A 23,266-nucleotide genomic window follows, 5' to 3' on the forward strand; every position below is an offset into this window, starting at 1 on the left:
TGCGGAGTGCCCCGGTGCGGTGGCGTGCGCGCCACGAGCGTGTGTCCTTCGGGCTTCCCGACGCCCGGATTCGGTGCGTGTTCGACCGACTTGTACGCTGGAGACATCCCCCGATCCACCCGGCAACTCGCGCGCCGGTGATCTCGGCGCGCGCTCACCATGCAAGGACGCAGATGAACGATTCCGCGGCACACCGCGACGACTGGACCGAGAGCGAAGAGCTGGCGGAGCGGATGATCCCGCTCATCGGAGCACTCCGACGCGAACACGACGTGGTCACCTCGCTGCACGGGCACCGCCTGCTCGGGCTCTCGGCGACCGGCCTCGTCGAGGTGCACGAACGCGTGGCCCAGCTCGGGCACGAGCGCCTTCCCCTCGACGACAGCCTGGCCGTGCTGGAGGCGATCCATGCGCTCGCTCCGGGTGCCTCGTCCCTCGACATCGCCCGCCTCGTCGCCGGCCACGCCGAGAGCGGCCAGTCGCTGGAGACCTACCTCGCCGAGGTCCTCGCTCCCGCGATGGGGGCCGTCGCCGCCGAACCCACCGACGTCGTGCTGTACGGCTTCGGACGCATCGGGCGCCTGCTCGCCCGCATCCTCATCGCCCACACCGGCGGAGGAAGCGGACTGCGGCTGCGGGCGATCGTCGTCCGTCGCGGTGCCGAGAACGACCTCGCCAAGCGCGCGTCCCTGCTGCTGCGCGACTCGGTGCACGGCCGCTTCGCCGGATCCGTCACGGTCGACGAGGAGGCCGAGCAGATCATCGCGAACGGCACCCGCATCCAGGTGATCTACTCCGACGACCCGGCGACCATCGACTACACCGCCCACGGCATCCACGACGCCATCGTCGTCGACAACACCGGGCGCTGGCGCGACGAGGAGGGGCTCTCGCAGCACCTGCGCTCGAAGGGCGTCGCCCGCGTGCTCCTCACCGCGCCGGGGAAGAGTCCGCTCAAGAACATCGTGCACGGCATCAACGACGAGACGATCGCCGACACCGATCGCATCCTCTCCGCCGCCTCGTGCACGACGAACGCCATCACGCCGGTGCTCGCGGCGATCGACGAAGCGTACGGCGTCGTCAAGGGCCACGTCGAGACCGTCCACTCGTTCACGAACGACCAGAACCTCATCGACAACTTCCACAAGGGCGACCGGCGCGGACGCTCGGCGGTGCTCAACATGGTCATCACCGAGACCGGGGCGGCGAAGGCCGTCGCCAAGGCGCTCCCGCAGCTCGAGGGCAAGCTCACCGGCAGCTCGATCCGCGTCCCCACCCCTGACGTGTCGCTCGCGGTGCTGCACCTGACGATCGAGCGGCCCGCGACCAAGGAACAGGTCAACGACTACCTGCGCCGCGTCTCGCTGCACTCCAAGCTGCGCCAGCAGATCGACTACGTGGAGAGCCCCGACGTCGTCTCCACCGACTTCGTCGGCTCCCACCGTGCCGGCATCGTCGACGGCCTCGCCACGATCGCCGACGAGGACACGCTCATCCTCTACGTCTGGTACGACAACGAGTTCGGCTACTCCTGCCAGGTGATCCGGGTCCTCGAGGTCATGGCCGGGTCGCACCCGATCGTGCTTCCGGAGCGTCGTGAGGTGACCCTGCAGGGCTGAGACCACCCGTGCGGAGCGTCGGTGGCGCCCGGCATGATGGGGTCATGAAGACCGCGACCCTGCTCGCCGAGCGCCTCCGATCGCATCGCCTCACCGCGCCGACGCGGACCGTCGCGGATGCCGCTCAGCACATGCTCGCGGTGCAGAGCCAGGACTTCACGGCCGGTCGGTGGGCGCTCGCGGTCCGCACGCGTGGCCCGGTGCGACTGCGTGACGTCGATCGCGCGTTCGACCGCGGCGACATCGTCCGCGGCTGGACCATGCGGGGAACACTGCACACCGTGCCGGCGCGCGACCTCGGCTGGGTGCTGGAGGTCACCGCCGGACGGCAGCGGCAGCAGGCGGCCTCGCGGCACCGGCAGCTGGGCATCGACGACGACATGGTCGCGGCGACCGTCCGGGTGCTCACCCCGGCGCTGCGCGACGGCGGGCGCACCCGCGCCGAGGTGTTCGAGATCCTCTCGGGCATCGGCATCGACCCGTCGGGACAGCGCGGCCTCCACCTGCTCTTCACCCTCACGATCGACGGCCTCATCTGCCAGGGACCCGTCGTCGCCCGAGCGGGTGTCGCGCGGGAGCAGCGGTTCGTCCTCGTCGAGGAGCACATCGGCGAGCACAGCCGGCCCGACGACCCGCTCGCAGAGCTGTTCGTGCGCTACATCGACGGACACGGACCGGCGCGGGTGGCCGACTTCGCGTGGTGGTCGGGTCTCACTCTCGGACAGGCGCGCGAGGCGGCGGCCCGGGCGGCCGCACGTGTCGACGAGCTCGACGACGGACTGTTCGCCGCGCTCGCACGGCCCCGACGGGCGACGGGTGCCGCATCCGTCCACGCGCTCGGCGCGTTCGACGAGTACTACATCTCCTATGCCGACCGCACGGTCGTCTGCGCACCCGAGAACCTGGCGGCCGTCGGCCCCGGCAAGAACGGGATGGTGCGCCCCACGATCGTCGAGGGCGGGCGTGTCATCGGAACGTGGTCGCATGCCGTCGCGACCCAGGAGGCGCCGCCCGAGCTGTTCGAGGAACCGACGGACCCGACCGCTGTGGCCGCAGCACTCGCGCGGTTCGCCCGCTTCTCCGACGGCTGACGATGCCCGACTCCGTGAGCACCGTGCCCGTGAGCAGCCTGCCCGTGAGCCGCGGGGGTCACTCGCTCGCGTGACGTCCGAGGAAGTTGTAGACCTCGTTGTCGTCCACGCCGGGGAACGCACCGCGGGGGAGCGGCGAGAACATGTGCGTGTGCACGCGGGCGCTCGGCCAGGCGCGGCCGTTCCAGCGCTCGGTCAGCTCGGCGGAGGGGCGACGGCAGCACGACTCGTCCGGGCAGGTCGACACGGCGCGGTCGCCGGTCTCGCGCCCGCGCCACCAGCGCGCGTCGTCGAACGGGACGCCGACGGTGACGGAGAACTCCCCGTCGCTGGATGAGCCCGTCTGCGTCGAGCACCAGAACGTGCCGGAGGGCGTGTCGGTGTACTGATGGTGCTCCGTGGTGCGGTTCTGCTGCGTGAACGCGGCCCGCGCCTGGAACTTCCGGCACACCCGCTGTCCCTCGACGGCGCCGGTGACGTCCATCGGCAGGGGCAGGTCGTCGTTCTCGTACACGCGGGTGATCGCCCCCGTCGCATCCACGCGCAGGAAGTGCAGCGACATGCCGAGGTGCTGGGTGAGCAGGTTCGTCATCCGCATGCCCGCGCTCTCGTGGGTGACGCCGAACGCGTCCCGGAAGTCCTCGACCGCGAGGTTGCGGTCCTTCTTGGCCTGCTGCAGGAACGCGACGGCCGCGGTCTCCGGCATCAGACAGCATGCGGCGAAGTAGTTGATCTCCAGGCGCTGCTGCAGGAAGTCGGCGTAGTCGGTCGGCGGCGTGTGTCCGAGGTAGCGGTGCGCCATGGCCTGCAGTGCCATCGAGCGCAGGCCGTGGCCTCCGGGGATGGAGGCGGGCGGCAGGTAGATGCGTCCGTTCTCGAGGTCGGTGACCGAGCGGGTGGAGTGCGGGAGGTCGTTGACGTAGATCAGCTCGAAGCCGAGCTTCTCGGCCATGATGCTCACGGTGCGGTGGGTGAGCGCGCCCTGCACGTGCCCCGCCGCCTTGAGGTGCTTCTCGGCGAGCTTCTCGATCTCGGGGAGGTAGTTGTTCTGCGCGCGCATCCGCAGCCGCAGCTCGGTGTTCGCGCGCCGTGCCTCCTCCGGCGTGGCGATGGCCTCGCGCTCGCGACGCTCGAGCTCGCGGTGCAGCCCGAGGACGGACTCGATGGTCTCGTCGCTCATCCCCTTCGTGACGCGGACCGGTGCGACGCCGAGCTGCCGGAAGACCGGGCTCGCCTGGGCGCGTTCGAGCTCGATCTCGAGAGCGGCACGCCGGTTCGGCGGCTCCCCGGAGATGAGGTCGGTCACCTCGGTGCTCGTGGCGTGCGCGATCGCCTGCAGCAGGGAGAGCTTGGGTTCGCGCTTGCCGTTCTCGATCAGGCTCAGCTGGGAGCCGGCGACGCCGACCAGGGCGCCGAGCTCGTCGAGCGTGTACCCGTTCTCCAGCCGGTGGTGGCGGATGCGGTGACCGAGAGTGGTGAGGTGGATGCCGGAGGACGCCATTCCTTGAGTCTAGCGAAAGAATCCAATTTCTTACCGCCGGATTCGGCCGAAAGTACCCCGAGAAGCAGAAGAAGATAGGTGCAACGCCCCACACTTCAAAGGAGCACCTGTCATGGCCATCGCCGAAGTCTTCACCCCCCGCACGTCTCCCGTCGCAGCGACGCGTACGTTCGGTGCGGCTCCGACGTATGACACCCCCGCCATGGCCGAGCTGGCCGCGTGGGTCGAGGAGATCCGCGCGCTCACCCAGCCCGACTCCGTGCACTGGGTCGACGGCTCGCGCGCCGAGAACGACTGGCTGCTGCGCGGCCTCGTCGACGAGGGCAAGCTGATCAAGCTCAACCCCGAGTGGCGTCCCGGCTCGTACCTCGCCCGCTCGCACCCCAGCGACGTGGCCCGCACGGAGGGGCGCACCTTCATCGCCTCCGAGCGGGAAGAGGATGCCGGCCCCACGAACAACTGGGCGGCTCCCGCCGAGATGCACCGGAAGATGGACGAGATCTTCGAGGGCTCGATGCGCGGTCGCACGATGTACGTCGTGCCGTTCTCGATGGGGCGCGTCGGCGGCCCCCTCTCGCACACCGGCGTGCAGATCACCGACAGCGCCTACGCGGTCACCTCGATCGGCATCATGACCCGCGTCGGCGACGCCGTCACGCGCCAGATCGCCGAGGGCGCGCCCTGGGTCAAGACCGTGCACACCGTCGGCGCTCCGCTCGCTCCGGGTGAGCAGGATGCCGAGTGGCCGTGCAACGACGACAAGTACATCGTCCACTTCCCGGAGACGCTCGAGGTCTACTCCTACGGCTCGGGATACGGCGGCAACGCGATCCTCGCGAAGAAGTGCTTCGCGCTGCGCATCGCCTCGGTGATCGCCCGTGACGAGGGCTGGCTCGCCGAGCACATGCTCCTCATCCGGGTGATCGACCCGCAGGGCAAGGCGTACCACGTCGCCGCGGCGTTCCCCTCGGCGTGCGGCAAGACCAACCTCGCCATGCTGCGTCCGACGATCCCCGGCTGGCGCGTCGAGACCCTCGGCGACGACATCGCCTGGATCCGTCCGGGTGAAGACGGCCGCATGTGGGCCATCAACCCCGAGGCCGGTTTCTTCGGCGTCGCGCCGGGCACCGGTGAGTCGACCAACGTCACGGCGGTCGAGACCCTGTGGGGGAACACGATCTTCACGAACGTGGCGCTCCGCCCGGACGGCGACGTGTGGTGGGAGGGTCTGACCGACCAGGCTCCCGCGAACCTCATCGACTGGGAGGGCAACGACTGGACGCCCGACTCCGGGCGACCGGCCGCGCACCCCAACTCGCGCTTCACGGTGTCGGCGGCGCAGTGCCCGCAGATCTCCGAGGACTGGGAAGAGGCCGTGCCGCTCGACGTCATCCTGTTCGGCGGACGTCGTGCCAGCAACGTGCCGCTCGTCGTCGAGGCCACCGACTGGACGCACGGCGTGTTCCTCGGCTCGAACATCTCGTCCGAGCGGACCGCCGCCGCCGAGGGCACCCTCGGGGAGCTGCGCCGCGACCCGTTCGCGATGCTGCCGTTCTGCGGCTACAACATGGCCGACTACTTCGGGCACTGGCTCGAGGTCGGTCGAGGACTGCGGTTCGACCGCGCGCCGCGCATCTTCCAGGTGAACTGGTTCCGCCGCGGAGCCGACGGTCGCTTCCTGTGGCCTGGCTTCGGTGACAACTCGCGCGTCGTGGACTGGATCATCCGTCGCATCGCGGGAGACGTTCCGGCGGTCGACAGCCCGATCGGACGCCTGCCGCGTGTGGAAGACCTCAACCTCGACGGACTCGACATCCCCGCCGCCGACCTCGACGAGCTGTTCTCCGTCGACGCGGAGGCATGGAAGACCGAGGCCGACCTGACCGAGGCGTTCTACGACACCTTCGGCGACAAGGTCCCTGCGGCGCTGCGCGCCGAGCTGGCCTCGCTGCGCTACCGCCTCGCGAAGGTGTAGCTCCCAGACCGGTGCCGGTTCGGGGGAGCCGGCACCTTCGGGCTCGATGCCCGTCGAACCCGCGAAGGCGGGAAGTCAGAGACGAACCCATGGCTGAGTGGTCTCCGGCATCCCGCCTTCGTGTTCGCGCAATCCCCGGGGTGAGCGCGTCACGGCGCTAGGGTCGTGGTACCCGCGCCTGTGCGGAGTTGTTCTCCGGGGGAAATGCGATGCGGCAAGGTCTGATCGGCGGGGGCGTGCTCGCCGCGCTGTGGTTCTTCTTCGGCTGGCTGCCGTACTGGCTGTCCGCGGCCGGCGGGAGCCTGGCGACGCTGACGTACTTCGTTCCGACGCCCATGGGTCGCGGTGTCTTCGGAAGCCCGGTGCTGTGGGCCGTCGTCGTGCAGCTGCTCATGGCGGCCGTGCTGATCGCCGGGTTCGCGACGCTCGTCTCTCGTCTCTCCGCGGGACGTGCGGTTTTCGCGGCGGGCTGGCTCGCCGCGATTCTGACCGCCTTCGCCATCGGTGCGGCCCTGGACCTCGGAAGCTTCGTCGTCGGAGCGGCGAGCTACGGGATCCGTGGCGCCATCGGCACCATGGGCGCCGCGGCGGAGACGACGTGGTGGGCGGTCGTCGTCGGATGGATCCCGGCACTCGTGAGCATGTGGGCAGGGCGGTCGCGCGGCGCGGATTCGGCGCCCGTACGCGACTCCGGGTCGAGAGCGCGCGTCGCCGTCGTGCCCGTCGTCGCGGCCGTCGCGCTGGCTCTTCTTCCCTTCGCGGCTCAGGCCGGGCACGACGCCGGGCAGGAGCAGCTGCGCCAGGAGCAGGCGGCGGCGCAGGAGCAGGCCGATCCCGGCGGAGCAGCGGTTCCGGATCCCTCCGCGCCCGGTGAGCCGGTGCCCACCGCGGCGCCCTCCGACGGCTCGGCGGCCGAAGGGTCGTGCACCTCGGAGAACACGACGATCCTGGCGCCGGCGCCGGATGGCGCGACCGGGCACCGCGGGCAGGTGCTCGGACTCGTGAACGTGGCCGAGGAGCCGTGCACCATCGAGGGGTATCCCGACGTCGCGTACGGGGACCAGAACGGTCACCTCCTCGACGTGACCGTCGAGCGCGGCGACTCCTTCATGGCGCAGGACCCTGGCCCCTCGCCGATCACCCTCCAGCCGGGGGAGTCGGCCTCGGCGGTGATCGGGTGGGACGCGAACTCGGTGAACGGACAGCTGGCCGCCAGCACCCTGTGGATCGCGGTGCTCCCGGGGGAGGACCGGCTCTCGTGGGCGATGCCGCTGGACATCATCTCCGGGGCCACCGTGAACGTCACGGCGTGGCAGACGGCGGTTCCGCCCGCCGGCTGACGGCTCAGGTGAGCAGCTGGTGCCGGGCGAGGTCGCGGTACAGCGGCGTCGACTCCACGAGCTCCGCGTGCGTGCCCTGACCCACCACGGTGCCGTCCTGCAGCACCACGATCAGGTCGCTGTCGACGACGGTCGAGAGACGGTGCGCGATCACGATGAGCGTCCGGTCGGTGGAGACCGCGTCGATGGCCTCGCGCATCCGCTGCTCGTTCACCCCGTCGAGCGACGAGGTCGACTCGTCGAGGAGCAGGATCGGAGCATCGGTGAGCAGGGCGCGCGCGATCGCGAGACGCTGACGCTCTCCGCCGGACAGCATCACGCCGTCCTCGCCGACGGGCGCTTCGATGCCGAGCGGGTTGCGCTCGAGCACGTCGCCGAGGTTGACCGCGCGCAGCACGCGCTCGCAGTCGGCATCCGAGGCATCGGGAGAGGCGAGTCGCAGGTTCTCCGCGAGCGTGCCGGCCAGCGTCGGGGCGTCCTGCTCGACGTAGCCGAAGTTGGCGCGGAGGTCATCGCGCGGATAGGTGCGCGCGTCGTGTCCGTGCAGTCGGATCGACCCTCCGGTCGGATCGTAGAAGCGCTCGATCAGCGACAGGATCGTGCTCTTGCCCGCACCGCTCGGCCCGACCAGCGCCACCCGGGCGCCGCAGGGCACGGCGAACGAGACGCCACGCAGCACCTCGTGGTCCTGCACGGCGGGTGAGGAATCCTCGGCCGACTCCAGGTGCGCGTCGGCGAGCAGGGTCCGCGCGGCCTGGGCGGCGGCCTTGCGGGCGGCGACGACGTTCTCCGGGTAGCGGAAGTGCACGTCGCGGAACTCGATGGCGGGGGCGTCCGGCGCGGCGGTCTCGCGGGGGAGCGCGGCGGCGATCGCCTCATCGTCCTGCGACTCGGTCGGCAGGTCGAGCACCTCCTGGATGCGCCCGAGCGCGCCGAGGGCCTGGTTCACAGAGGTGATCGCGCCGAACGTGGTGGCCAGCGGCATCACGAGGAGGAAGAGGAACATGATGAACGAGATCAGCGCGGCGATCGTGATCGCGCCGGCGGCCACGCGGAACCCGCCCACGCCCAGGACCACGAGCAGCGAGAGCTGCAGCGCGATGCCGGAGACGGGCACGACGAGCGAGGAGATCTTGGCGATGCGCACGCCGATGCCGTAGGCGTCCGAGGCGAGCCCGGATACGGCGGTCGTCTCGCGCTCGGTCGCACCGGAGGCGCGGATCGTGCGGATCGAGCCGACGGCCCGCTCCACGCCGGACGCCAGCTCGCCGACCTTCTCCTGCTGTGCGGTCGAGGCGGTGCGGATCCGCCCGCTCAGCAGCACGACGACCGCGACCGAGATGCCGATGACGACCACGATGAGCAGCAGCAGGACGGGGTCGATCAGCAGCATCGCGATGAGCGCACCGATGAACAGGACCGCGCTGCCGACGGCATCCGCGAGGCCCTGGGTGAGCACGGCATAGAGCAGCGTCGTGTCCGTGCCGACGCGGGAGACGAGGTCGCCGGTGCGGCGGGCGTCGAACTCCGACGTGGGCAGGTGCAGGATGCGGGCGATGAGCTGGCGACGGCTCGAGTAGACCACCGCGGTGCCCGTGCGCTGCAGCAGATAGTGCTGGAAGCCGGAGATGATCGACGACACGATCACGAAGCCGACCAGGAGCCAGACGAGTATGCCGATGCCGGTGTCGGACTGCACCGCCTCGATGACCTGGCCGACGAGCAGCGGTTGCACGAGCGATGTCGCGGCGCCGACGATGCTGAGCACCGCGACCACGATCAGGGTGCGCTTGTGTTCGAAGAGGAAGGGGAGGAGCTGGCGGAAGGTGGCGCGCGGGCCTTCGGGCTGTGCGCCACGTCCGCGGCGGCGTGCTGTCGCCGAACCGGACATGCGGGACCTCGATCTGGAGATGGTACTTCGACCGTACTTCGTTCGCGGGCGAATCCTATGGAGAGGCTGTATGCCGGTCAGGAGCGGCCGAACCGGCGGTGCGCCGCCTGCTTGCTCACGCCGAGCGCACTCGCGATCGCCTGCCACGAGTATCCGAGGTTGCGCGCACGACGCACGTTCGCCTCTTCGGCGCGGGCGACCTCGGTGCGCAGCTCGGCGAGCCGGTGCAGCGCGGCCAGGGGCTCGCTTCCGTCGTCCTGTGCGATCGCGGTGGGAAAAGTCATGATGCACCTCCGTCGTCAATACTCGTTGACGACGGGCGCGTTGTCAATATCTGTTGACGATGCGATCGGCGACGGCTGACCGGATCGCAGAAGGGCACCCCGTCCGCAGACGGGGTGCCCTGGAGTGCCCTGGAGCGATGCGTGTGCCGAGAGGCTACAGCTCGACGGCCGCCGCGACACCGAGGTCGTCGTCGTAGTCATGGTCCTTCGTCTCGGGGCTGAAGATCAGCGCGATGAAGGTGAGCACGCCCATCGCCGACAGGTACAGGCCCACCAGCCACGGGGCGCCGCCCGCCGCCTCCCACAGCTTCAGGGCGATCAGCGGCGCGACGGCCGCACCGAGGATCGACGACACGTTGTAGGCGATCGCCGACCCCGTGTAGCGCACGTTCGTGGGGAACAGCTCGGGCAGCAGGGCGCCCATCGGACCGAACGTCGCCCCCATCAGCATGAACCCGAGCACCAGGAACGCCTGCGTGAGAGCCCCCGTGAACTTCGGGTCGACCGCGGGCAGGAGGAAGGTGTTGAACGTGAAGCCGAACACGATGATCGCGCCGGTGACCCACAGCAGGAGCTTGCGGCGTCCCACGGCGTCGGCGATCGGACCGGAGAGCAGCGTGAAGATGCCGAAGAACACCACGCCGATGATCTGCATCAGCACGAAGTCGGTGTAGCCGAAGCCGAGACCGGGGTAGAACTGGGCCGCGAACTTGACCGGATCGAAGTCGGCGCCCGTCGCCTCGGCAGCGGCCTTCGCGGCGGCGGAGGCCGTGGCCAGGGAGTCCGGCTTGGTGCCGTACGCGAGGGTGAAGTTCGTCATCAGGTAGAACAGCACATACGTCGCCAGCATGATGAACGTGCCGAGGATGAGCTGCTTCCAGTGGTACCGGAAGACGGTCGCCAGGGGCAGTTTGCGGATCGCGCCCTTCGTCTCGGCCTTCTTGAAGGTGTCGGATTCGACGAGCTTGAGCCGCACCCACAGCCCGATGATGACCATCACGGCGGAGAACAGGAACGGGATGCGCCAGCCCCACGACAGGAAGGCCTCGGACTTCAGGACCGGGTTCTCGGCGTGCGGCAGGAGCCAGTTGATCGCGAGGAAGAGGAAGTTCGCGATGATGAAGCCGAGCGGCGCGCCCAGCTGCGGGAAGGTGCCGTACCAGGCGCGCTTGCCCTTCGGGGCGTTCTCGGTGGCGACCAACGCAGCGCCCGACCACTCGCCGCCGAGCGCGAAGCCCTGCGCGAGGCGGAGGATCAGCAGCAGCAGCGCCGCCCACCAGCCGATGTCCTGGAACGTCGGCAGCAGACCGATCACGAACGTCGCGATGCCCATCGTGAGCAGCGACGCCACGAGTGTGGCCTTCCGGCCGAACTTGTCGCCGAAGTGGCCGAAGACCACGGCGCCGATGGGGCGGGCGACCATCGCGGCACCGAACACCGCGAACGAGGAGAGGAGAGACGTGGTGTCGTTCCCGGTGGGGAAGAACAGCACCGGGAACACGAGGACGGCCGCTGTCGCATACGCGTAGAAGTCGTAGAACTCGATCGTCGTGCCGACGAGGCTCGCGGTGATGACGCGCGAACGAGGGTTCGCCGGCGCAGTGGCAGTACTCATGGATCTCCTCCGATCAGTCCCTGGTATACCAAGGGACTCGGGTGAGTTTACGCCTTCCTGAGTGTTCGCTGTGTGCGCATGACGCCGGTCGTCGGTGCATTCGGGGCGGTGCGTAGAGTCGGAGGCAGGCGGAAGGCGGGAATCACACGATGACGACGAGGATGCTGCTCCTGGCGGACACCCACGTGCCGAAGCGGGCGCGACGGCTTCCGGACGCCGTGCTGCGCGCGGTCGAGGAGGCCGACGTCGTCGTGCATGCGGGGGATTGGGTGGACGCGGCCACCCTCGACCTGCTCGAAGCCCGGGCGCGGGTGCTGCACGGGGTGTGGGGCAACAACGACGGACCGGAGCTGCGGGCGCGGCTCCCCGAGGTCGCCCGGTTCCGGGTGGAGAGCGTCGACATCGCCGTCGTGCACGAGACCGGGCCGTCCCGGCAGCGCGAGGAGCGGATGGATCAGGTTCACCCCGGCGTGGATCTGCTCGTGTTCGGACATTCGCACATCCCGTGGGACACGGTGTCGCCCCGGGGGATGCGGCTGCTGAACCCGGGATCACCGACCGATCGGCGCCGACAGCCCGTCTGCACCCTGATGTGGGTCGAGATCGACGGAACCGCGGTGGACGCGACGCTCGTGCCGCTGCCCTGACCGCGGCCCGGCGCCCGGTCGGCCCTCACTCCTCCGTGTCGCCGAGCGCGGAGGATCCGACGAACGCCGCCACCGGCTCCACGAGCTGCTCGAGCTCCAGCACGACGAGACGGTTGGAACCGGCCTTCGTGGCGGGTGCGGGAACGTGGAGCGTGCGCTGCGGGCCGTTCCGCCAGTAGCGCCCGAGGAAGAAGCCGTTCACGAAGGCGTAGCCCTTGCCCCAGGCCGCGGTGTCGAGGAAGAGACCGGCAGGGTCATCGAGACGGAACTCGGCGGTCCAGGCCGTGGGCCCGGTCGCCACGGTCTCGGTCGCGGTGCCGATCCCTGCGCCGACCTCTGCGCCGATTCCCGACGCGGACTCCGACGCGAACGCAGCCGCGATGGCGGCGACGTCCAGCGGCGTCGAGCGCCACCCGTGCAGCGGTGCGCCGTCGAGCGACACCTCGCCGATCAGTCCCTTCTCCTCGCCGAGCCGGTGGTCGTAGTTCACCCGCCCCTGGTCCTCGACGAGGATGCGGAGGGTGCGTCCGGCCGGGATGCGCAGCGCGCGGTCGTGCCGGGTGCGGGAGAACGTGCCGACCGCCACGCCGTCGACGCTCACCCAGCCGAGGTCGCGCACCTCGTCGATGACCAGCAGACCGCCGTCGCCGTGCGGGAGGTCGATGTCGTAGCGCACGAGCGCGCTCAGGTGTCCGAGGGCGTCGAAGGTCTGCGGCTGCTCCGTGAGGGATGCGGATGCGGATGCGGAGGCGGGGGCGGCCGCGTCGGCCCAGGGCCCGGTCGGGGTGAGCGGAGCGCGGAAGGCCGGTGCGGGAGACAACCTGCGGGGAACCTCGTCGGGCACCGGAGCGTACTTCGCGATCACGTCGCGGAAGGCGAAGAACTTCTCCGTGGGCTCCCCGGCCTCGTCGAGCGGAGCGTCGTAGTCGTAGGAGGTGACCAGGGGCAGATAGCGGCCCTTGTCGTTCGCACCGTTCGTCAGGCCGAAGTTCGTGCCGCCGTGGAACATGTAGATGTTGACCGAGGCTCCGGCGGACAGGAGCGCATCGAGGTCGGCGGCCGCTGCGGCGACATCGGTCGTGTGATGGACCCCGCCCCACCAGTCGAACCAGCCGTCCCAGAACTCGGAGCACATCAGGGGTCCCGTCGGCTGGTGTCGGCGCAGCGTCGCCAGGCGCTCGGCGCTGCGCGACCCGAAGGAGCCGGTCTTGTGCAGCTCGGGGAGGCTGCCGTCGCTCAGCATCCGGTCGAGGGGCTGATCCACGGTCGTCAGCGGCACGGTGATCCCGGCATCGCGGGTGACGGCGACCAGGGCCTCGAGGTACGCCGTGTCGGAACCGTACGCGCCGTACTCGTTCTCGATCTGCACGAGCACGACGGGGCCGCCCCGATCGACCTGCCGCGGCGCGACGATGTCGTACACCCGGCGCAGATAGGCGCTCACCTCGGTGAGGAAGGCCGGTGCAGAGGACCGCAGCTCGTCGACGCTGCCGGTGAGCCAGACGGGCAGCCCTCCGTTGTGCCACTCGGCGCAGATGTAGGGTCCGGGGCGCACGATCGCGTCCAGGCCCTCGGCATGCACGAGGTCGAGGAAACGCCCGAGGTCGTTCCATCCGCTCGCATCCCACTCCCCGCGGCGGGGCTCGTGCGCGTTCCAGGCGACGTACGTCTCGATCGTGTTCAGCCCCATCAGCCGGGCCTTGCGGATGCGGTCCTGCCACTGCTCCGGGTGCACGCGGAAGTAGTGGATGGCGCCGGAGATCACCCGGTGGGGCTGTCCGTCGCGGAGGAAGTCGGTGTCGCCGAGGGAGAAGGTGGTCACGTGTCGTGGCGCTTTCGATGAGGCGGGCGAAGCCGGCCCCGACGCGAGGTCGGGGCCGGCTCGGCCGCGGGTGTTACTTGTTGACGGTGAAGCCCTGCGCGTTGCCGTACTCGACCAGCGCGTCCTGCCAGGCGGTGAGACCCTCGTTCAGGTCCGTGCCGTTCTGGTACGACTGGCCGACGGTGTCGCCGAAGATGCTGTTCGCGTAGACCTGGTAGGGCAGGTAGCTCCAGCCCTCGACCACGTCGTCCGCCGCGGCCGCGAGGACCTCGTTGATCTTCTGGCCACCGAAGTACTCCGGGGCGTCGGCGAGGAACTCCTCGCTCGACAGCTCGGCAGTCGTGGAGGGGAAGCCGCCGGACTCGAGGAAGACCGAGATGCTCTCCTCGGAGTTGTTCAGCCACCACAGGAAGCCCGCCGCCAGCTCGGGGTTCTTGCTCTGCTTCGTCACGGCCTGGCCGCCGCCGCCGTTCTCGGCGCTCGCCGGGGTCCCGTCGTAGGTCGGCATCGGCGCGACGCGCCAGTCGCCGGCGCCGTCGGGGGCGCCGGAGATGAGGTTGCCGGGCATCCACGCGCCGATCACGAGGCTGGCGAGGCTGCCGTCGCCGAGGCCGCGGAACCACTCGTCGCTCCAGCTGCCGTAGGGCGCGATCAGGTCCTCCTCGACGAGGCGGTTCCAGTTCTCGGTCCACTTCTTCGAGCCGGCGTCCTGCAGGTCGATCGTGACGTCGGTGCCCGAGGTCTCGAACGGCTTCCCGCCGGCCTGCCAGATCATCGACGTCGCGAAGCCCGCGTCGCCGGTGTCGTTGGTGATGTACGCGTCCGGGTTCGCCGCGTGGATCGCCTTGGCGGCCTCGTAGTACTCGTCCCAGGTGGTGGGCACGTCGACGCCGGCGGCGTCGAAGACGGCCTTGTTGTAGAACAGTGCCATCGGGCCCGAGTCCTGCGGCAGACCGTAGATCGCATCGCCGTTCGTGACCGAGTTCCAGGTGGAGGCGGTGTAGTCGTCCTCGAAGTCGGCGAACCCGTAGGGGGCCAGGTCGGCGAAGGCGTCGGTCAGCGCGAACTGCGGGAACGCGTAGTACTCGATCTGCACGACGTCCGGAGCGCCGGAGCCCGCCTTGATGGCGTTCTGCAGCTTGGTGTACTCCTCGTTGTTCGTGCCGGCGTTGACGAGGTTGACCTTGACTTTCGGGTACTCCTTCTGGAACGCCGCGACCTGGGCCTCGGCGGACGGCGTCCACGACCAGTACGTGATCTCGCCGCCCTTCTCGAGCGCGGCCTCGACGGAGTCGAAGGATCCTGCGCCCGCGCTGCCGCCGTCGCCGGCGTCGGTGGTGCCGCCGGTGCTGCATCCGGCCAGGGCGATGGCCGCCACGGTTCCTGCGGCGAGCACCGCGAGGGTGCGCCGCGTCGGAGAGGGAAGGTGCTTCATTGCTGTGTCCTTTCGGGAGGTGCGGACCGTCGTCGGGCCGCGGTGGTGATGCAGAGGGTGCGGGGAGCTACTGCTTGACGCTTCCCGCGGTGAGACCTGACTGCCAGAAGCGCTGCAGCAGCAGGAAGGCGATGACGATCGGGATGATCGTGAGGAGCGAGCCCATGATCACGAGGTTGTAGATCGGCTGCGACCCCGCGCCGATGGCCTGGGCGCTCCACTGGTTGAGCCCCACGGTGAGGGGATACCAGGCGGGGTCGGAGAGCATGATGAGGGGCAGGAAGTAGTTGTTCCAGGTGGCGACGACCGTGAACAGCGCGACCGTCACGATGCCGGGAGCCAGCAGGCGCATCGAGATCGTGAAGAACGTGCGGAACTCGCCGGCGCCGTCGATGCGCGCGGCTTCGAGCAGCTCGGTCGGCACTGATTCGGAGGCGAACACCCAGATCAGGTACAGACCGAACGGGCTGATGAGGGACGGGATGATCACCGCCCACGGGGTGTTGGTCAGACCGAGCTCGCTGAACAGGAGGAAGGTCGGCACCGCGAGGGCGGTTCCGGGCACGGCCACCGCGCCGAGGACGACCGCGAACACCGCGCGACGCCCCGGGAAGCGGAACTTCGCGAGTCCGTAGCCGGCCATGGTGGCGAGCAGCGTCGCCCCTCCGGCGGCCACGACGACGTACAGGAGGGTGTTGCCGAGCCAGCGCAGGAAGATGCCGTCGCGGTACGAGAACGTGGCGATGAGGTTGTCGAAGAACGCGAAGTCGTCGGCGAACCAGAGGCCGAACGAGCTGAACAGGCCTGCCTGCGTCTTGGTGGAGCTGAACAGCAGCCAGACCAGCGGGACGAGCGTGTACAGCGCGTACACGATCATGACGATCAGCAGCGTGTTCGATTTGCGGGGGTTCATCGGGTCGTGGCGTCGGCGCGAGGGGCGGGCGAGGGGGAGTGCCATGTCAGCGCACCTCCGACTTCGAGCCGCGCAGCTGCACGACGTAGGCGATGACCGCGGTGATGACGCCCATGATGATGGCGATGGTCGCGGCGTAGTTGAACTGCTGCCCGGCGAACGACAGGTTGTACGCGTACATGTTCGGGGTGAAGAACGTCGTGATCACGTTCGGTGCCAGCGGGCGCAGGATGTTGGGCTCGTTGAAGAGCTGGAAGCTGCCGATGATCGAGAAGATCGTCGCGATGACGAGGGCTCCGCGCACCGACGGGATCTTGATCGAGAAGATCGTGCGCCACGCTCCGGCGCCGTCCAGTGACGCGGCCTCGTACATCTCCGTCGGGATGGTCTTCAGCGAGGAGTAGAAGATCAGCATGTTGTAGCCGACGAACTCCCACGTGACGATGTTGCCGATCGAGAGGAGCATCCACTCCTTCGCGAACGGCGTGATCGCATCGACCCCGAGGAAGTCGTTGATGTTGCTCGTGAGGCCGAACTGGTCGCCGTAGATGTAGCCCCACATGAGCACCGCGACGACGGCGGGGACGGCATAGGGCAGGAAGATCAGGATGCGGAAGAAGGACGCTCCCCGCAGACGTGCGCTGTCGAGGGCGAGAGCGGCGCCGAGCGCGAGCAGCAGCATGATCGGCACCTGCACGACGAGGAAGATCAGCACGCGGCCGAACGCCTCCCAGAACTGCGGGTCGGTGAGGGCGCGGACGTAGTTGTCCACGCCGACGAACGCGGTGCCGCCGATGAGCTTCTCCTGGAAGAAGCTCAGGTACAGCGCATAGGCGAGGGGCGTGAGGAACACCAGGGCGAACACGACCATGAACGGGCCGACGAAGGCCCAGCCCTTCCAGTCGCGCTTGTCGCGGCGCCGGACGCCGGGGGCGCCCAGGGCTGCGGGGATTTCAGTCGTCATCGACGAGTCCTTCTTACGATCCGGGCGCACCGTGCGCCGTGTGTCAACGTCAACATATTGGATGGACTGGTAGTGTGTCAACGTCAACATATGAGGGGATGGGTGATCGTGACCCCAGAGCATCCGACCGAGACGTCACCGCGTCGTCGTGAGCCCTCCATGGAAGACGTCGCCCGCGCAGCCGGGGTCTCCGGACAGACCGTCTCCCGTGTCGTGAACGCCCGGGGATATGTCGGCGCCGCCACCCGCGAGCGCGTCGAGGCCGCGATGCACAGCCTCGGGTACCGCCCCAACAGCGCTGCCCGCGCGCTGCGGTCAGGGCGCTTCCGCACGATCGGCGTCGTGATGTTCTCGTTCAGCTCCTACGGCAACCAGCGCACGCTCGATGCGATCGCGGTGCGCGCCGCCCAGCTCGGCTACGCCCTCACCCTCATCCCGGTGGAGTCGAGCGCGGGCGAGACCGTCGCCGGCGCCTTCCGTCGGCTGGAGGAGCACGCGGTCGACGGCATCATCATCGTGATCGAGGCGCATCAGCTCGACGAAGCCGACATCGAGATCCCCGAGGCGCTGCCCGTGGTGTTCGTCGACTCGAACCGCGGCGAGACCCACCCGTTCGTCGACACCGACCAGGCGCAGGGCGCGCGGCTCGCGACCGAGCACCTTCTCGATCTGGGCCACGACACGGTGTGGCATGTCACCGGTCCCGCACGCTCCTACTCCGCCGAGCGTCGTCGCGAAGCCTGGCGGGAGACGCTCGAGAAGCACGGGCGGGCCGTGCCGGAACCGCTGTCGGGAGACTGGACCGCGGCATCCGGCTATGCGGCCGGTGTCGAACTGCGCGGGCTCGACGACGTCACCGCCGTGTTCGCCGCGAACGACCAGATGGCGATCGGCGTGCTGCGGGCCTTCCACGAGATCGGCCGCGATGTGCCCGCAGACGTCAGCATCGTCGGATTCGACGGACTGCCGGACGCCGCCCAGCTGTGGCCGCCGCTGACGACGATCCAGCAGCATCCGGAGCGGGTCGGTGCGCTCGCCGTGGACGCGCTGCTGGCCGAGCTCGACGGGGTCGAGCGTCAGCAGACGCCGCTCGTCGGCACCGAGCTCATCGTGCGGGAGAGCACAGCGGCACCGCGGAAGCGCTGAGCCGCTCCGGCGTCAGCTCGCGACGAGAGGGGCGGGGAGCCTCCGGATCAGCGCCAGATCGCGGCGATCGCGGCGTTGGCGGCGGTGAGGATTCCGACCAGCCAGAACACCGCGGGCGGGATGGCTGCTCCACGCCGCTGGCGACCCAGACCGATTCCGAGCAGCGCGCCGATGACGAGCAGGATCACGAGCTTCACGCCGATCTTGACGTAGTTGAGCTCGTACGAGATGCCCCACGGCGCGGCGAGAGCGAGGCCTGCGACCGCGGCGATCGCCATGCCGATGTTCATCAGACGGGTGAACTCCCGCTTGCCGCCGAACGCCTGCACGGCCCAGGAGCCGAAGAGCACGGCGAATCCGATGAGGTGGACGAACAGCACGATGTGGCGGAGGGTCTCCATGCCCTCACCGTACGAGCGCGGAGCCCTTCTGCGCTAGCAAGGGCAGGCTGACCTCAGCCCCGCAGCTCCCGCGTCACCAGGGCGGTGCGCAGTGCGGCATCCGCGGCCTCGGCGCCCTTGTCCTCCTTGGAGCCTTCGAGGCCGGCGCGGTCGAGACCCTGCTGCTCGTCATCGAGGGTCAGCACTCCGAAGCCGACCGGCTTCCCGGCGTCCAGTGCGACGCGCGTGAGGCCGTCCGTGGTCGCGGCCGAGACGTACTCGAAGTGAGGTGTGCCGCCGCGGATGATCACGCCGAGGGCCACGACCGCATCGGCTCCTCCGGCGAACGCCGCCTGCGCGGCGATCGCGAGCTCGAACGAGCCGGGCACGCGCACCAGCCGATGGGTCGCCTGGGCGGCGTCCAGCACCCGCTCGGCGCCGGCGATCAGCCCGTTCGAGATGGTCTCGTGCCAGGTTCCGGCGATGATGACGACGTTCAGACCGCGTCCGTCGATGTTGCCCGTCTCGGGTGCTCCTGCGCCGCTCATTTGTCGTCCTCTCCGTGGGCGAGCGCCTCTGCGAGTTCCGCTTCGCCGATGATGTGACCCATCCGGTCACGCTTGGTCTCCAGGTACTGGTGGTTGTTCGGGCCGACGCCGACGATCAGCGGGACCTGCTCCACGACGTCGAGTCCGAGCTCGCGCAGCTGCGCGACCTTGTCCGTGTTGTTCGTCAGCAGGCGCACCTTCGACACGCCCAGGTCGGCGAGGATGCCGGCCGCCGCGGCGTAGTCGCGGGCATCGGCGGGCAGCCCGAGCGCGAGGTTGGCGTCGACGGTGTCGAGCCCCTCCTCCTGCAGGCTGTAGGCGCGCAGCTTGTTGATGAGGCCGATGCCGCGCCCCTCGTGGCCGCGCATGTAGATGACGATGCCGCCCTCCTGCTCGATGGCGTCGAGGGCGGAGTCGAGCTGGGGGCCGCACTCGCACTTCAGCGAGCCGAACGCCTCGCCGGTCAGGCACTCGGAGTGCACGCGCACCAGCGCGGTCTCGCCGGGCTCGCCGGAGACCACGGCGATGTGATCCGTGCCCGTGACGCGGTCCTTGTAGGCGAGGAAGCGGAACGTGCCGTGCGTGGTCGGCACCGTGGCGTCCGCGCGCAGGCTCACGCGCCGACCGCGGTGCGCGCCCGGAGTCGCACCCTCGGGGTCGATCTCGTTGAGGTGCGCGATGAGCTGCTCGATCGTGATGACGGGCACGCCGTCGCGGGCACCCAGCTCCAGCAGTCCGGGAAGGCGCATCATGCTGCCGTCCTCGGCGACCACCTCGGCGATCGCGCCGACCGGGCGGAGACCGGCGAGCTTCATGAGCTCGACGGCGGCCTCGGTGTGGCCGCTGCGCTCGCGCACGCCGCCGTCGACTGCCCGCAACGGGAGCACGTGCCCGGGGCGGATGACGCTGGTCGCAGTCGACGCGGCGTCGGCCAGCACGTTGAGGGTGTGGGCGCGGTCGTGCGCGCTGATGCCGGTCGTGACACCGGAGGCGGCGTCCACGCTCACGGTGTACGCGGTGGACCGTGCATCCTCGCTCGCCGCGACCATGGGCTGCAGGTTCAGGTGATCCGCGAGGTCGGTGGGCATCGGCGCGCAGATGAATCCGGACGACCAGCGCACGGTCCACGCCACCCACTCGGGGGTCGCGAGCTCGGCCGACAGGATCACGTCGCCCTCGTTCTCGCGGTTCTCGTCGTCGGCGACGAGAACGGGACGCCCGGCGCGCAGCGCCTCCAGGGCCTCGGGGATGGTGGAAAGGCTCATCGCGAGCCTCCTTCCGATGCGGCGCGGAACGCGAGCAGGCGCTCGACGTGGCGAGCGAGGATGTCGGTCTCGAGGTTCACGCGGTCGCCGGCCGCGCGGGTGCCGAGGGTTGTCGCGGCCAGGGTCTCCGGGATCAGGGAGACCTCGAACCAGGGGGCGGGGTCGGCGGGGGCGCTGACCGCGCTCACGGTCAGCGAGGTGCCGTCGACCGAGATCGAGCCCTTGTCGACGACGAGGGGGGCGAGGTCGGTGGGCAGGCTGATGCGCAGCACGCTCCACTGCGCGCCGGGTCGCACCTCGAGCACGGAGCCGGTGCCGTCGACATGACCCTGCACGATGTGCCCGCCGAGTCGCGCACCGACCGGCATCGCCTTCTCGATGTTCACGCGGGTGCCGACCGTCGCCGACCCGATCGCGGCGACGTCGAGCGTCTGCTTCATCACATCGGTGTCGAAGGTGTCGGCGGTCGAACCCACGACGGTCAGGCACACGCCGGAGACCGCGATGGACTCGCCGTGCACGGCGTCCGCTGCGGCGCGAGGGGCGCGCACGGTCAGGCGCCATCCGTCGCCGGAGGGGGCGATCGCGGTGATCTCGCCCATCTCCTCGATGATTCCGGTGAACATCAGGCGGCTCCTTCGTTCTGGGGGTCGGTGTCGTGCGCGGGGTGCGCGATCGCGAGCAGGTCGGGCCCGAGCGGGACCCACTCGTCGACGGTCAGGCGTCGCGCCTGGTCGATGGATCCGACGCCGATGTCGGTGAGGGCGAGCCGGTCGCCGCCGAGCAGCACCGGGGCGATGTAGGCGAGCACGCGGTCGGCGAGCCCGGCCTGGAGGAAGGCGCTGGCCAGCGTGGGGCCGCCTTCCACGAACAGGCTCTGGATGCCGCGGGCGTGCAGCTCGGCCACGACCGCGGGGAGGTCGTGGGTGTCGAAGAAGAGCGGGGCGTGCGGATGCCGGTGCACCGCGGCGTCGGCCGGGGTGGGACGCGACCCGATGATCACCGGGATCGGCTGGTGGGGGAGCAGGGCGTCGCCGTCGCGGGCGGTGAGCGCGGGATCGTCGGCGAGCACGGTGCCGGTGCCGACGGCGATGGCATCGGCCTCGGCGCGGCGGCGGTGCACGTCGGCCCGGGCGGCCGGTCCGGTGATCCACTGGCTCGATCCGTCGGCGGCGGCGGCGCGGCCGTCGAGGCTCTGCGCCCACTTGACCGTGATGTGCGGGCGACCGAGCCGCTGCGCCGTGAGCCAGCCGTCGATCAGTGCGCGGGCGGCCTCGGCCTGCTCGCCGGACTCGACGTCGACCCCGGCGGCGCGCAGGCGCTCCGCGCCCCCGCCGGACACGGCCCCCGGATCGTCGAGGGCGTAGACGACACGGGCGATACCCGCCTCGATGAGTGCGACCGCGCACGGGCCGGTGCGTCCGGTGTGGTTGCAGGGCTCCAGGGTGACGACGGCCGTGGCTCCGTCGGCCGCACCGGGCGCGAGCTTCGAGAGCGCGTCGACCTCGGCGTGCGGGGTCCCGGCGCCGTGGTGCCAGCCCTCGGCGAGGACCGTGCCGTCGGGAGAGAGGATGACCGCGCCGACCTGCGGGTTCGCTCCGCGCGGTCCACGCGTGGCGAGCCGGAGCGCGCGATCCATCGCGCTGCGCTCTGCCGGGTTCACTGCCATCCGTCGTCCTCCTCTGAGACTCCGAGGTCGGGCGGGGTGGCGGAACGGACGCACGGATGCGTCTCGTGCTGCCTCCCTTCCGGACTAGCGAGGTCTCCCTCGCATCACCGTCGGTCCCGGAGTTCCACCGGATCGGCATCTCGATCTCTCGAGACGCTCGCGGACTGTCACCGCCGGTTCGGATTCCCACCGACCCCGGAGCACGTTGTTGCTCTGAGTGTACTCAACGCGTCCGGCCGCATTTCATTCCAAGACATGGACCGGGTCCGCAGGGCCACGCGGACGGTCACTTGAGCAGGCGCGAGAGCCGCCGGTCGGCGAGCACCTTGCCACCGGTCTGGCAGGTCGGGCAGTACTCGAGCGAGCGGTCGGCGAAGAACACGCTGCGGACGGTGTCACCGCAGACCGGACACGCCTCACCGCGGCGGGCGTGCACCTGCATGCCGCGCCGCTTGGCGTCCTTGAGGTCGGCGGGCGGCTTGCCCGAGGCCTCGGCGACCGCCTCGGTGAGCGTCTCGCGCATCGCCGTGAACAGCCGGTCGATCTCGGCGTCGTCGAGCGTGCCGGCGATCGCGTAGGGCGACATGTGCGCGGCGTGCAGGATCTCGTCGGAGTAGGCGTTGCCGATGCCGGCGATCACGGCCTGGTCGCGCAGCAGCCCCTTGATCTGCATCCGCCGCTCTTCCAGGAGGCCGGCGAAGGCCGCGCGGGTGAACGCGGGGTCGAGTGGATCGGGGCCGAGGCGCGCGATGCCCGGGACCTCCTGCGGGTCGCGCACGACGTAGACGGCCAGCGACTTCTTGGTCCCGGCCTCCGTCAGGTCGAATCCGCTGCCGTCGTCGAGGGCGATGCGCAGCGCGATGGGGGACTTGCCCGGTTTGATGAGCGTGGAGGGGAGGGTCTCGTACCACCGCAGCCAGCCGGCCTTCGCGAGGTGGAACACGAGGTGCAGCTCTTCGCCGCAGGAGAGCACCACGAACTTGCCGAGCCGGGCCGAGGCCGTGATCGTCGCGCCCTGCAGCGCGGTGATCGGCGGGTCGTAGGTCTTCAGAGCAGCGATGGCGGCGACGGACGCGCGCGTGATGGTGCGGCCGACGGCGCGCTCGGCGAGGAAGGCGGTCAGGCCCTGGACCTCCGGCATCTCCGGCATGCACTCAT

At 70.0% G+C, this 23,266-nt stretch carries 20 protein-coding genes; 6 read left to right on the top strand and 14 right to left on the bottom strand.

The genetic code is table 11. The annotated features are described in order from the left end of the window. Positions 1-173 precede the first annotated feature (173 nt). On the top strand, positions 174-1,622 hold the full coding sequence (locus MME74_RS05515; RefSeq protein WP_267417722.1) for a glyceraldehyde-3-phosphate dehydrogenase: 1,449 nt from the start codon (positions 174-176) through the stop codon (positions 1,620-1,622). Positions 1,623-1,666: 44 nt separating this feature from the next. Beyond that, positions 1,667-2,713 carry a winged helix DNA-binding domain-containing protein gene (locus MME74_RS05520; RefSeq protein ID WP_267417723.1) on the top strand — a complete coding sequence of 349 codons (1,047 nt, stop codon included), beginning with the start codon at positions 1,667-1,669 and terminating at the stop codon, positions 2,711-2,713. Between the two features lie 58 nt (positions 2,714-2,771). On the opposite strand, the gene MME74_RS05525 is transcribed toward MME74_RS05520, so the two are convergent. Continuing rightward, on the bottom strand, positions 2,772-4,214 hold the full coding sequence (locus MME74_RS05525) for a helix-turn-helix transcriptional regulator (RefSeq protein WP_267417724.1): 1,443 nt from the start codon (positions 4,212-4,214) through the stop codon (positions 2,772-2,774). Positions 4,215-4,326: 112 nt separating this feature from the next. Between MME74_RS05525 and MME74_RS05530 the strand changes: the two genes are divergently transcribed. Then, entirely contained in the window at positions 4,327-6,189 is a 1,863-nt protein-coding gene (locus MME74_RS05530) for a phosphoenolpyruvate carboxykinase (GTP) (RefSeq protein ID WP_267417725.1), read from the top strand. Between the two features lie 209 nt (positions 6,190-6,398). After that, positions 6,399-7,529: a DUF4232 domain-containing protein gene (locus MME74_RS05535; RefSeq protein WP_267417726.1), complete on the top strand. Its 1,131-nt coding sequence runs from the start codon at positions 6,399-6,401 to the stop codon at positions 7,527-7,529. Positions 7,530-7,533: 4 nt separating this feature from the next. On the opposite strand, the gene MME74_RS05540 is transcribed toward MME74_RS05535, so the two are convergent. From MME74_RS05540 to MME74_RS05550, 3 genes are all read right to left on the bottom strand, one after another. After that, the gene (locus MME74_RS05540; protein ID WP_267417727.1) at positions 7,534-9,420 is read right to left on the bottom strand and encodes an ABC transporter ATP-binding protein; all 1,887 of its coding nucleotides are present in this window, start codon (positions 9,418-9,420) and stop codon (positions 7,534-7,536) included. A gap of 77 nt (positions 9,421-9,497) precedes the next feature. Continuing rightward, entirely contained in the window at positions 9,498-9,704 is a 207-nt protein-coding gene (locus tag MME74_RS05545; RefSeq protein WP_267417728.1) for an AsnC family protein, read from the bottom strand. Between the two features lie 154 nt (positions 9,705-9,858). Continuing rightward, a complete protein-coding gene (locus MME74_RS05550) occupies positions 9,859-11,319 on the bottom strand; it encodes an MFS transporter (RefSeq protein ID WP_267417729.1) in 1,461 nt (486 codons plus the stop codon). A 149-nt stretch (positions 11,320-11,468) separates the two neighbouring features. On the opposite strand from MME74_RS05550, the gene MME74_RS05555 reads away from it, so the two are divergent. Next, positions 11,469-11,966 carry a metallophosphoesterase family protein gene (locus MME74_RS05555; RefSeq protein WP_267417730.1) on the top strand — a complete coding sequence of 166 codons (498 nt, stop codon included), beginning with the start codon at positions 11,469-11,471 and terminating at the stop codon, positions 11,964-11,966. A 25-nt stretch (positions 11,967-11,991) separates the two neighbouring features. Here MME74_RS05555 and MME74_RS05560 read toward each other — a convergent pair whose 3' ends face one another. The 4 genes from MME74_RS05560 to MME74_RS05575 all read right to left on the bottom strand — a co-directional run bounded on the left by MME74_RS05560 (position 11,992) and on the right by MME74_RS05575 (position 17,100). Beyond that, the gene (locus MME74_RS05560; protein WP_267417731.1) at positions 11,992-13,788 is read right to left on the bottom strand and encodes a glycoside hydrolase family 35 protein; all 1,797 of its coding nucleotides are present in this window, start codon (positions 13,786-13,788) and stop codon (positions 11,992-11,994) included. A gap of 73 nt (positions 13,789-13,861) precedes the next feature. Further along, the gene (locus MME74_RS05565; protein WP_267417732.1) at positions 13,862-15,223 is read right to left on the bottom strand and encodes an ABC transporter substrate-binding protein; all 1,362 of its coding nucleotides are present in this window, start codon (positions 15,221-15,223) and stop codon (positions 13,862-13,864) included. A 67-nt stretch (positions 15,224-15,290) separates the two neighbouring features. Continuing rightward, positions 15,291-16,136 carry a carbohydrate ABC transporter permease gene (locus MME74_RS05570; RefSeq protein WP_324170134.1) on the bottom strand — a complete coding sequence of 282 codons (846 nt, stop codon included), beginning with the start codon at positions 16,134-16,136 and terminating at the stop codon, positions 15,291-15,293. A 46-nt stretch (positions 16,137-16,182) separates the two neighbouring features. Further along, positions 16,183-17,100 (bottom strand): carbohydrate ABC transporter permease, encoded by a 918-nt coding sequence (locus tag MME74_RS05575; RefSeq protein WP_267417734.1) that lies wholly within the window; start codon positions 17,098-17,100, stop codon positions 16,183-16,185. A 159-nt stretch (positions 17,101-17,259) separates the two neighbouring features. Between MME74_RS05575 and MME74_RS05580 the strand changes: the two genes are divergently transcribed. After that, complete coding sequence (locus MME74_RS05580; RefSeq protein WP_267418520.1) at positions 17,260-18,246, top strand: LacI family DNA-binding transcriptional regulator; 987 nt, start codon at positions 17,260-17,262, stop codon at positions 18,244-18,246. A 47-nt stretch (positions 18,247-18,293) separates the two neighbouring features. On the opposite strand, the gene MME74_RS05585 is transcribed toward MME74_RS05580, so the two are convergent. From MME74_RS05585 to MME74_RS05610, 6 genes are all read right to left on the bottom strand, one after another. Beyond that, positions 18,294-18,647 carry a Fe-S protein gene (locus MME74_RS05585; RefSeq protein WP_267417735.1) on the bottom strand — a complete coding sequence of 118 codons (354 nt, stop codon included), beginning with the start codon at positions 18,645-18,647 and terminating at the stop codon, positions 18,294-18,296. Positions 18,648-18,700: 53 nt separating this feature from the next. Beyond that, positions 18,701-19,174, bottom strand: coding sequence for a 6,7-dimethyl-8-ribityllumazine synthase (gene ribH, locus MME74_RS05590; RefSeq protein WP_267417736.1), 474 nt, complete (start codon positions 19,172-19,174; stop codon positions 18,701-18,703). Continuing rightward, positions 19,171-20,439 (bottom strand): GTP cyclohydrolase II, encoded by a 1,269-nt coding sequence (gene ribA, locus MME74_RS05595; RefSeq protein ID WP_267417737.1) that lies wholly within the window; start codon positions 20,437-20,439, stop codon positions 19,171-19,173. The genes ribH and ribA overlap by 4 nt, the downstream gene beginning before the upstream one ends. Continuing rightward, positions 20,436-21,065 carry a riboflavin synthase gene (locus MME74_RS05600; protein WP_267417738.1) on the bottom strand — a complete coding sequence of 210 codons (630 nt, stop codon included), beginning with the start codon at positions 21,063-21,065 and terminating at the stop codon, positions 20,436-20,438. The genes ribA and MME74_RS05600 overlap by 4 nt, the downstream gene beginning before the upstream one ends. Beyond that, positions 21,065-22,108, bottom strand: coding sequence for a bifunctional diaminohydroxyphosphoribosylaminopyrimidine deaminase/5-amino-6-(5-phosphoribosylamino)uracil reductase RibD (gene ribD, locus MME74_RS05605; RefSeq protein WP_267417740.1), 1,044 nt, complete (start codon positions 22,106-22,108; stop codon positions 21,065-21,067). Before ribD ends, MME74_RS05600 begins: the two co-directional genes overlap by 1 nt. 286 nt (positions 22,109-22,394) lie before the next feature. Further along, positions 22,395-23,258, bottom strand: a complete 864-nt coding sequence (locus tag MME74_RS05610) for an Fpg/Nei family DNA glycosylase (protein ID WP_267417742.1) — start codon at positions 23,256-23,258, stop codon at positions 22,395-22,397. Positions 23,259-23,266 lie beyond the last annotated feature (8 nt).

The organism is Microbacterium oxydans, from assembly GCF_026559675.1.
Lineage (GTDB): Bacteria > Actinomycetota > Actinomycetes > Actinomycetales > Microbacteriaceae > Microbacterium > Microbacterium oxydans_D.

Coding starts and splice junctions, on each gene's coding strand:
- MME74_RS05515 (WP_267417722.1), top strand. CDS start 174: ATGAACGATTCCGCGGCACACCGCGACGACTGGACCGAGAGCGAAGAG.
- MME74_RS05520 (WP_267417723.1), top strand. CDS start 1,667: ATGAAGACCGCGACCCTGCTCGCCGAGCGCCTCCGATCGCATCGCCTC.
- MME74_RS05525 (WP_267417724.1), bottom strand. CDS start 4,214: ATGGCGTCCTCCGGCATCCACCTCACCACTCTCGGTCACCGCATCCGC.
- MME74_RS05530 (WP_267417725.1), top strand. CDS start 4,327: ATGGCCATCGCCGAAGTCTTCACCCCCCGCACGTCTCCCGTCGCAGCG.
- MME74_RS05535 (WP_267417726.1), top strand. CDS start 6,399: ATGCGGCAAGGTCTGATCGGCGGGGGCGTGCTCGCCGCGCTGTGGTTC.
- MME74_RS05540 (WP_267417727.1), bottom strand. CDS start 9,420: ATGTCCGGTTCGGCGACAGCACGCCGCCGCGGACGTGGCGCACAGCCC.
- MME74_RS05545 (WP_267417728.1), bottom strand. CDS start 9,704: ATGACTTTTCCCACCGCGATCGCACAGGACGACGGAAGCGAGCCCCTG.
- MME74_RS05550 (WP_267417729.1), bottom strand. CDS start 11,319: ATGAGTACTGCCACTGCGCCGGCGAACCCTCGTTCGCGCGTCATCACC.
- MME74_RS05555 (WP_267417730.1), top strand. CDS start 11,469: ATGACGACGAGGATGCTGCTCCTGGCGGACACCCACGTGCCGAAGCGG.
- MME74_RS05565 (WP_267417732.1), bottom strand. CDS start 15,223: ATGAAGCACCTTCCCTCTCCGACGCGGCGCACCCTCGCGGTGCTCGCC.
- MME74_RS05570 (WP_324170134.1), bottom strand. CDS start 16,136: ATGAACCCCCGCAAATCGAACACGCTGCTGATCGTCATGATCGTGTAC.
- MME74_RS05575 (WP_267417734.1), bottom strand. CDS start 17,100: ATGACGACTGAAATCCCCGCAGCCCTGGGCGCCCCCGGCGTCCGGCGC.
- MME74_RS05580 (WP_267418520.1), top strand. CDS start 17,260: ATGGAAGACGTCGCCCGCGCAGCCGGGGTCTCCGGACAGACCGTCTCC.
- MME74_RS05585 (WP_267417735.1), bottom strand. CDS start 18,647: ATGGAGACCCTCCGCCACATCGTGCTGTTCGTCCACCTCATCGGATTC.
- ribH (WP_267417736.1), bottom strand. CDS start 19,174: ATGAGCGGCGCAGGAGCACCCGAGACGGGCAACATCGACGGACGCGGT.
- ribA (WP_267417737.1), bottom strand. CDS start 20,439: ATGAGCCTTTCCACCATCCCCGAGGCCCTGGAGGCGCTGCGCGCCGGG.
- MME74_RS05600 (WP_267417738.1), bottom strand. CDS start 21,065: ATGTTCACCGGAATCATCGAGGAGATGGGCGAGATCACCGCGATCGCC.
- ribD (WP_267417740.1), bottom strand. CDS start 22,108: ATGGCAGTGAACCCGGCAGAGCGCAGCGCGATGGATCGCGCGCTCCGG.
- MME74_RS05610 (WP_267417742.1), bottom strand. CDS start 23,258: ATGCCGGAGATGCCGGAGGTCCAGGGCCTGACCGCCTTCCTCGCCGAG.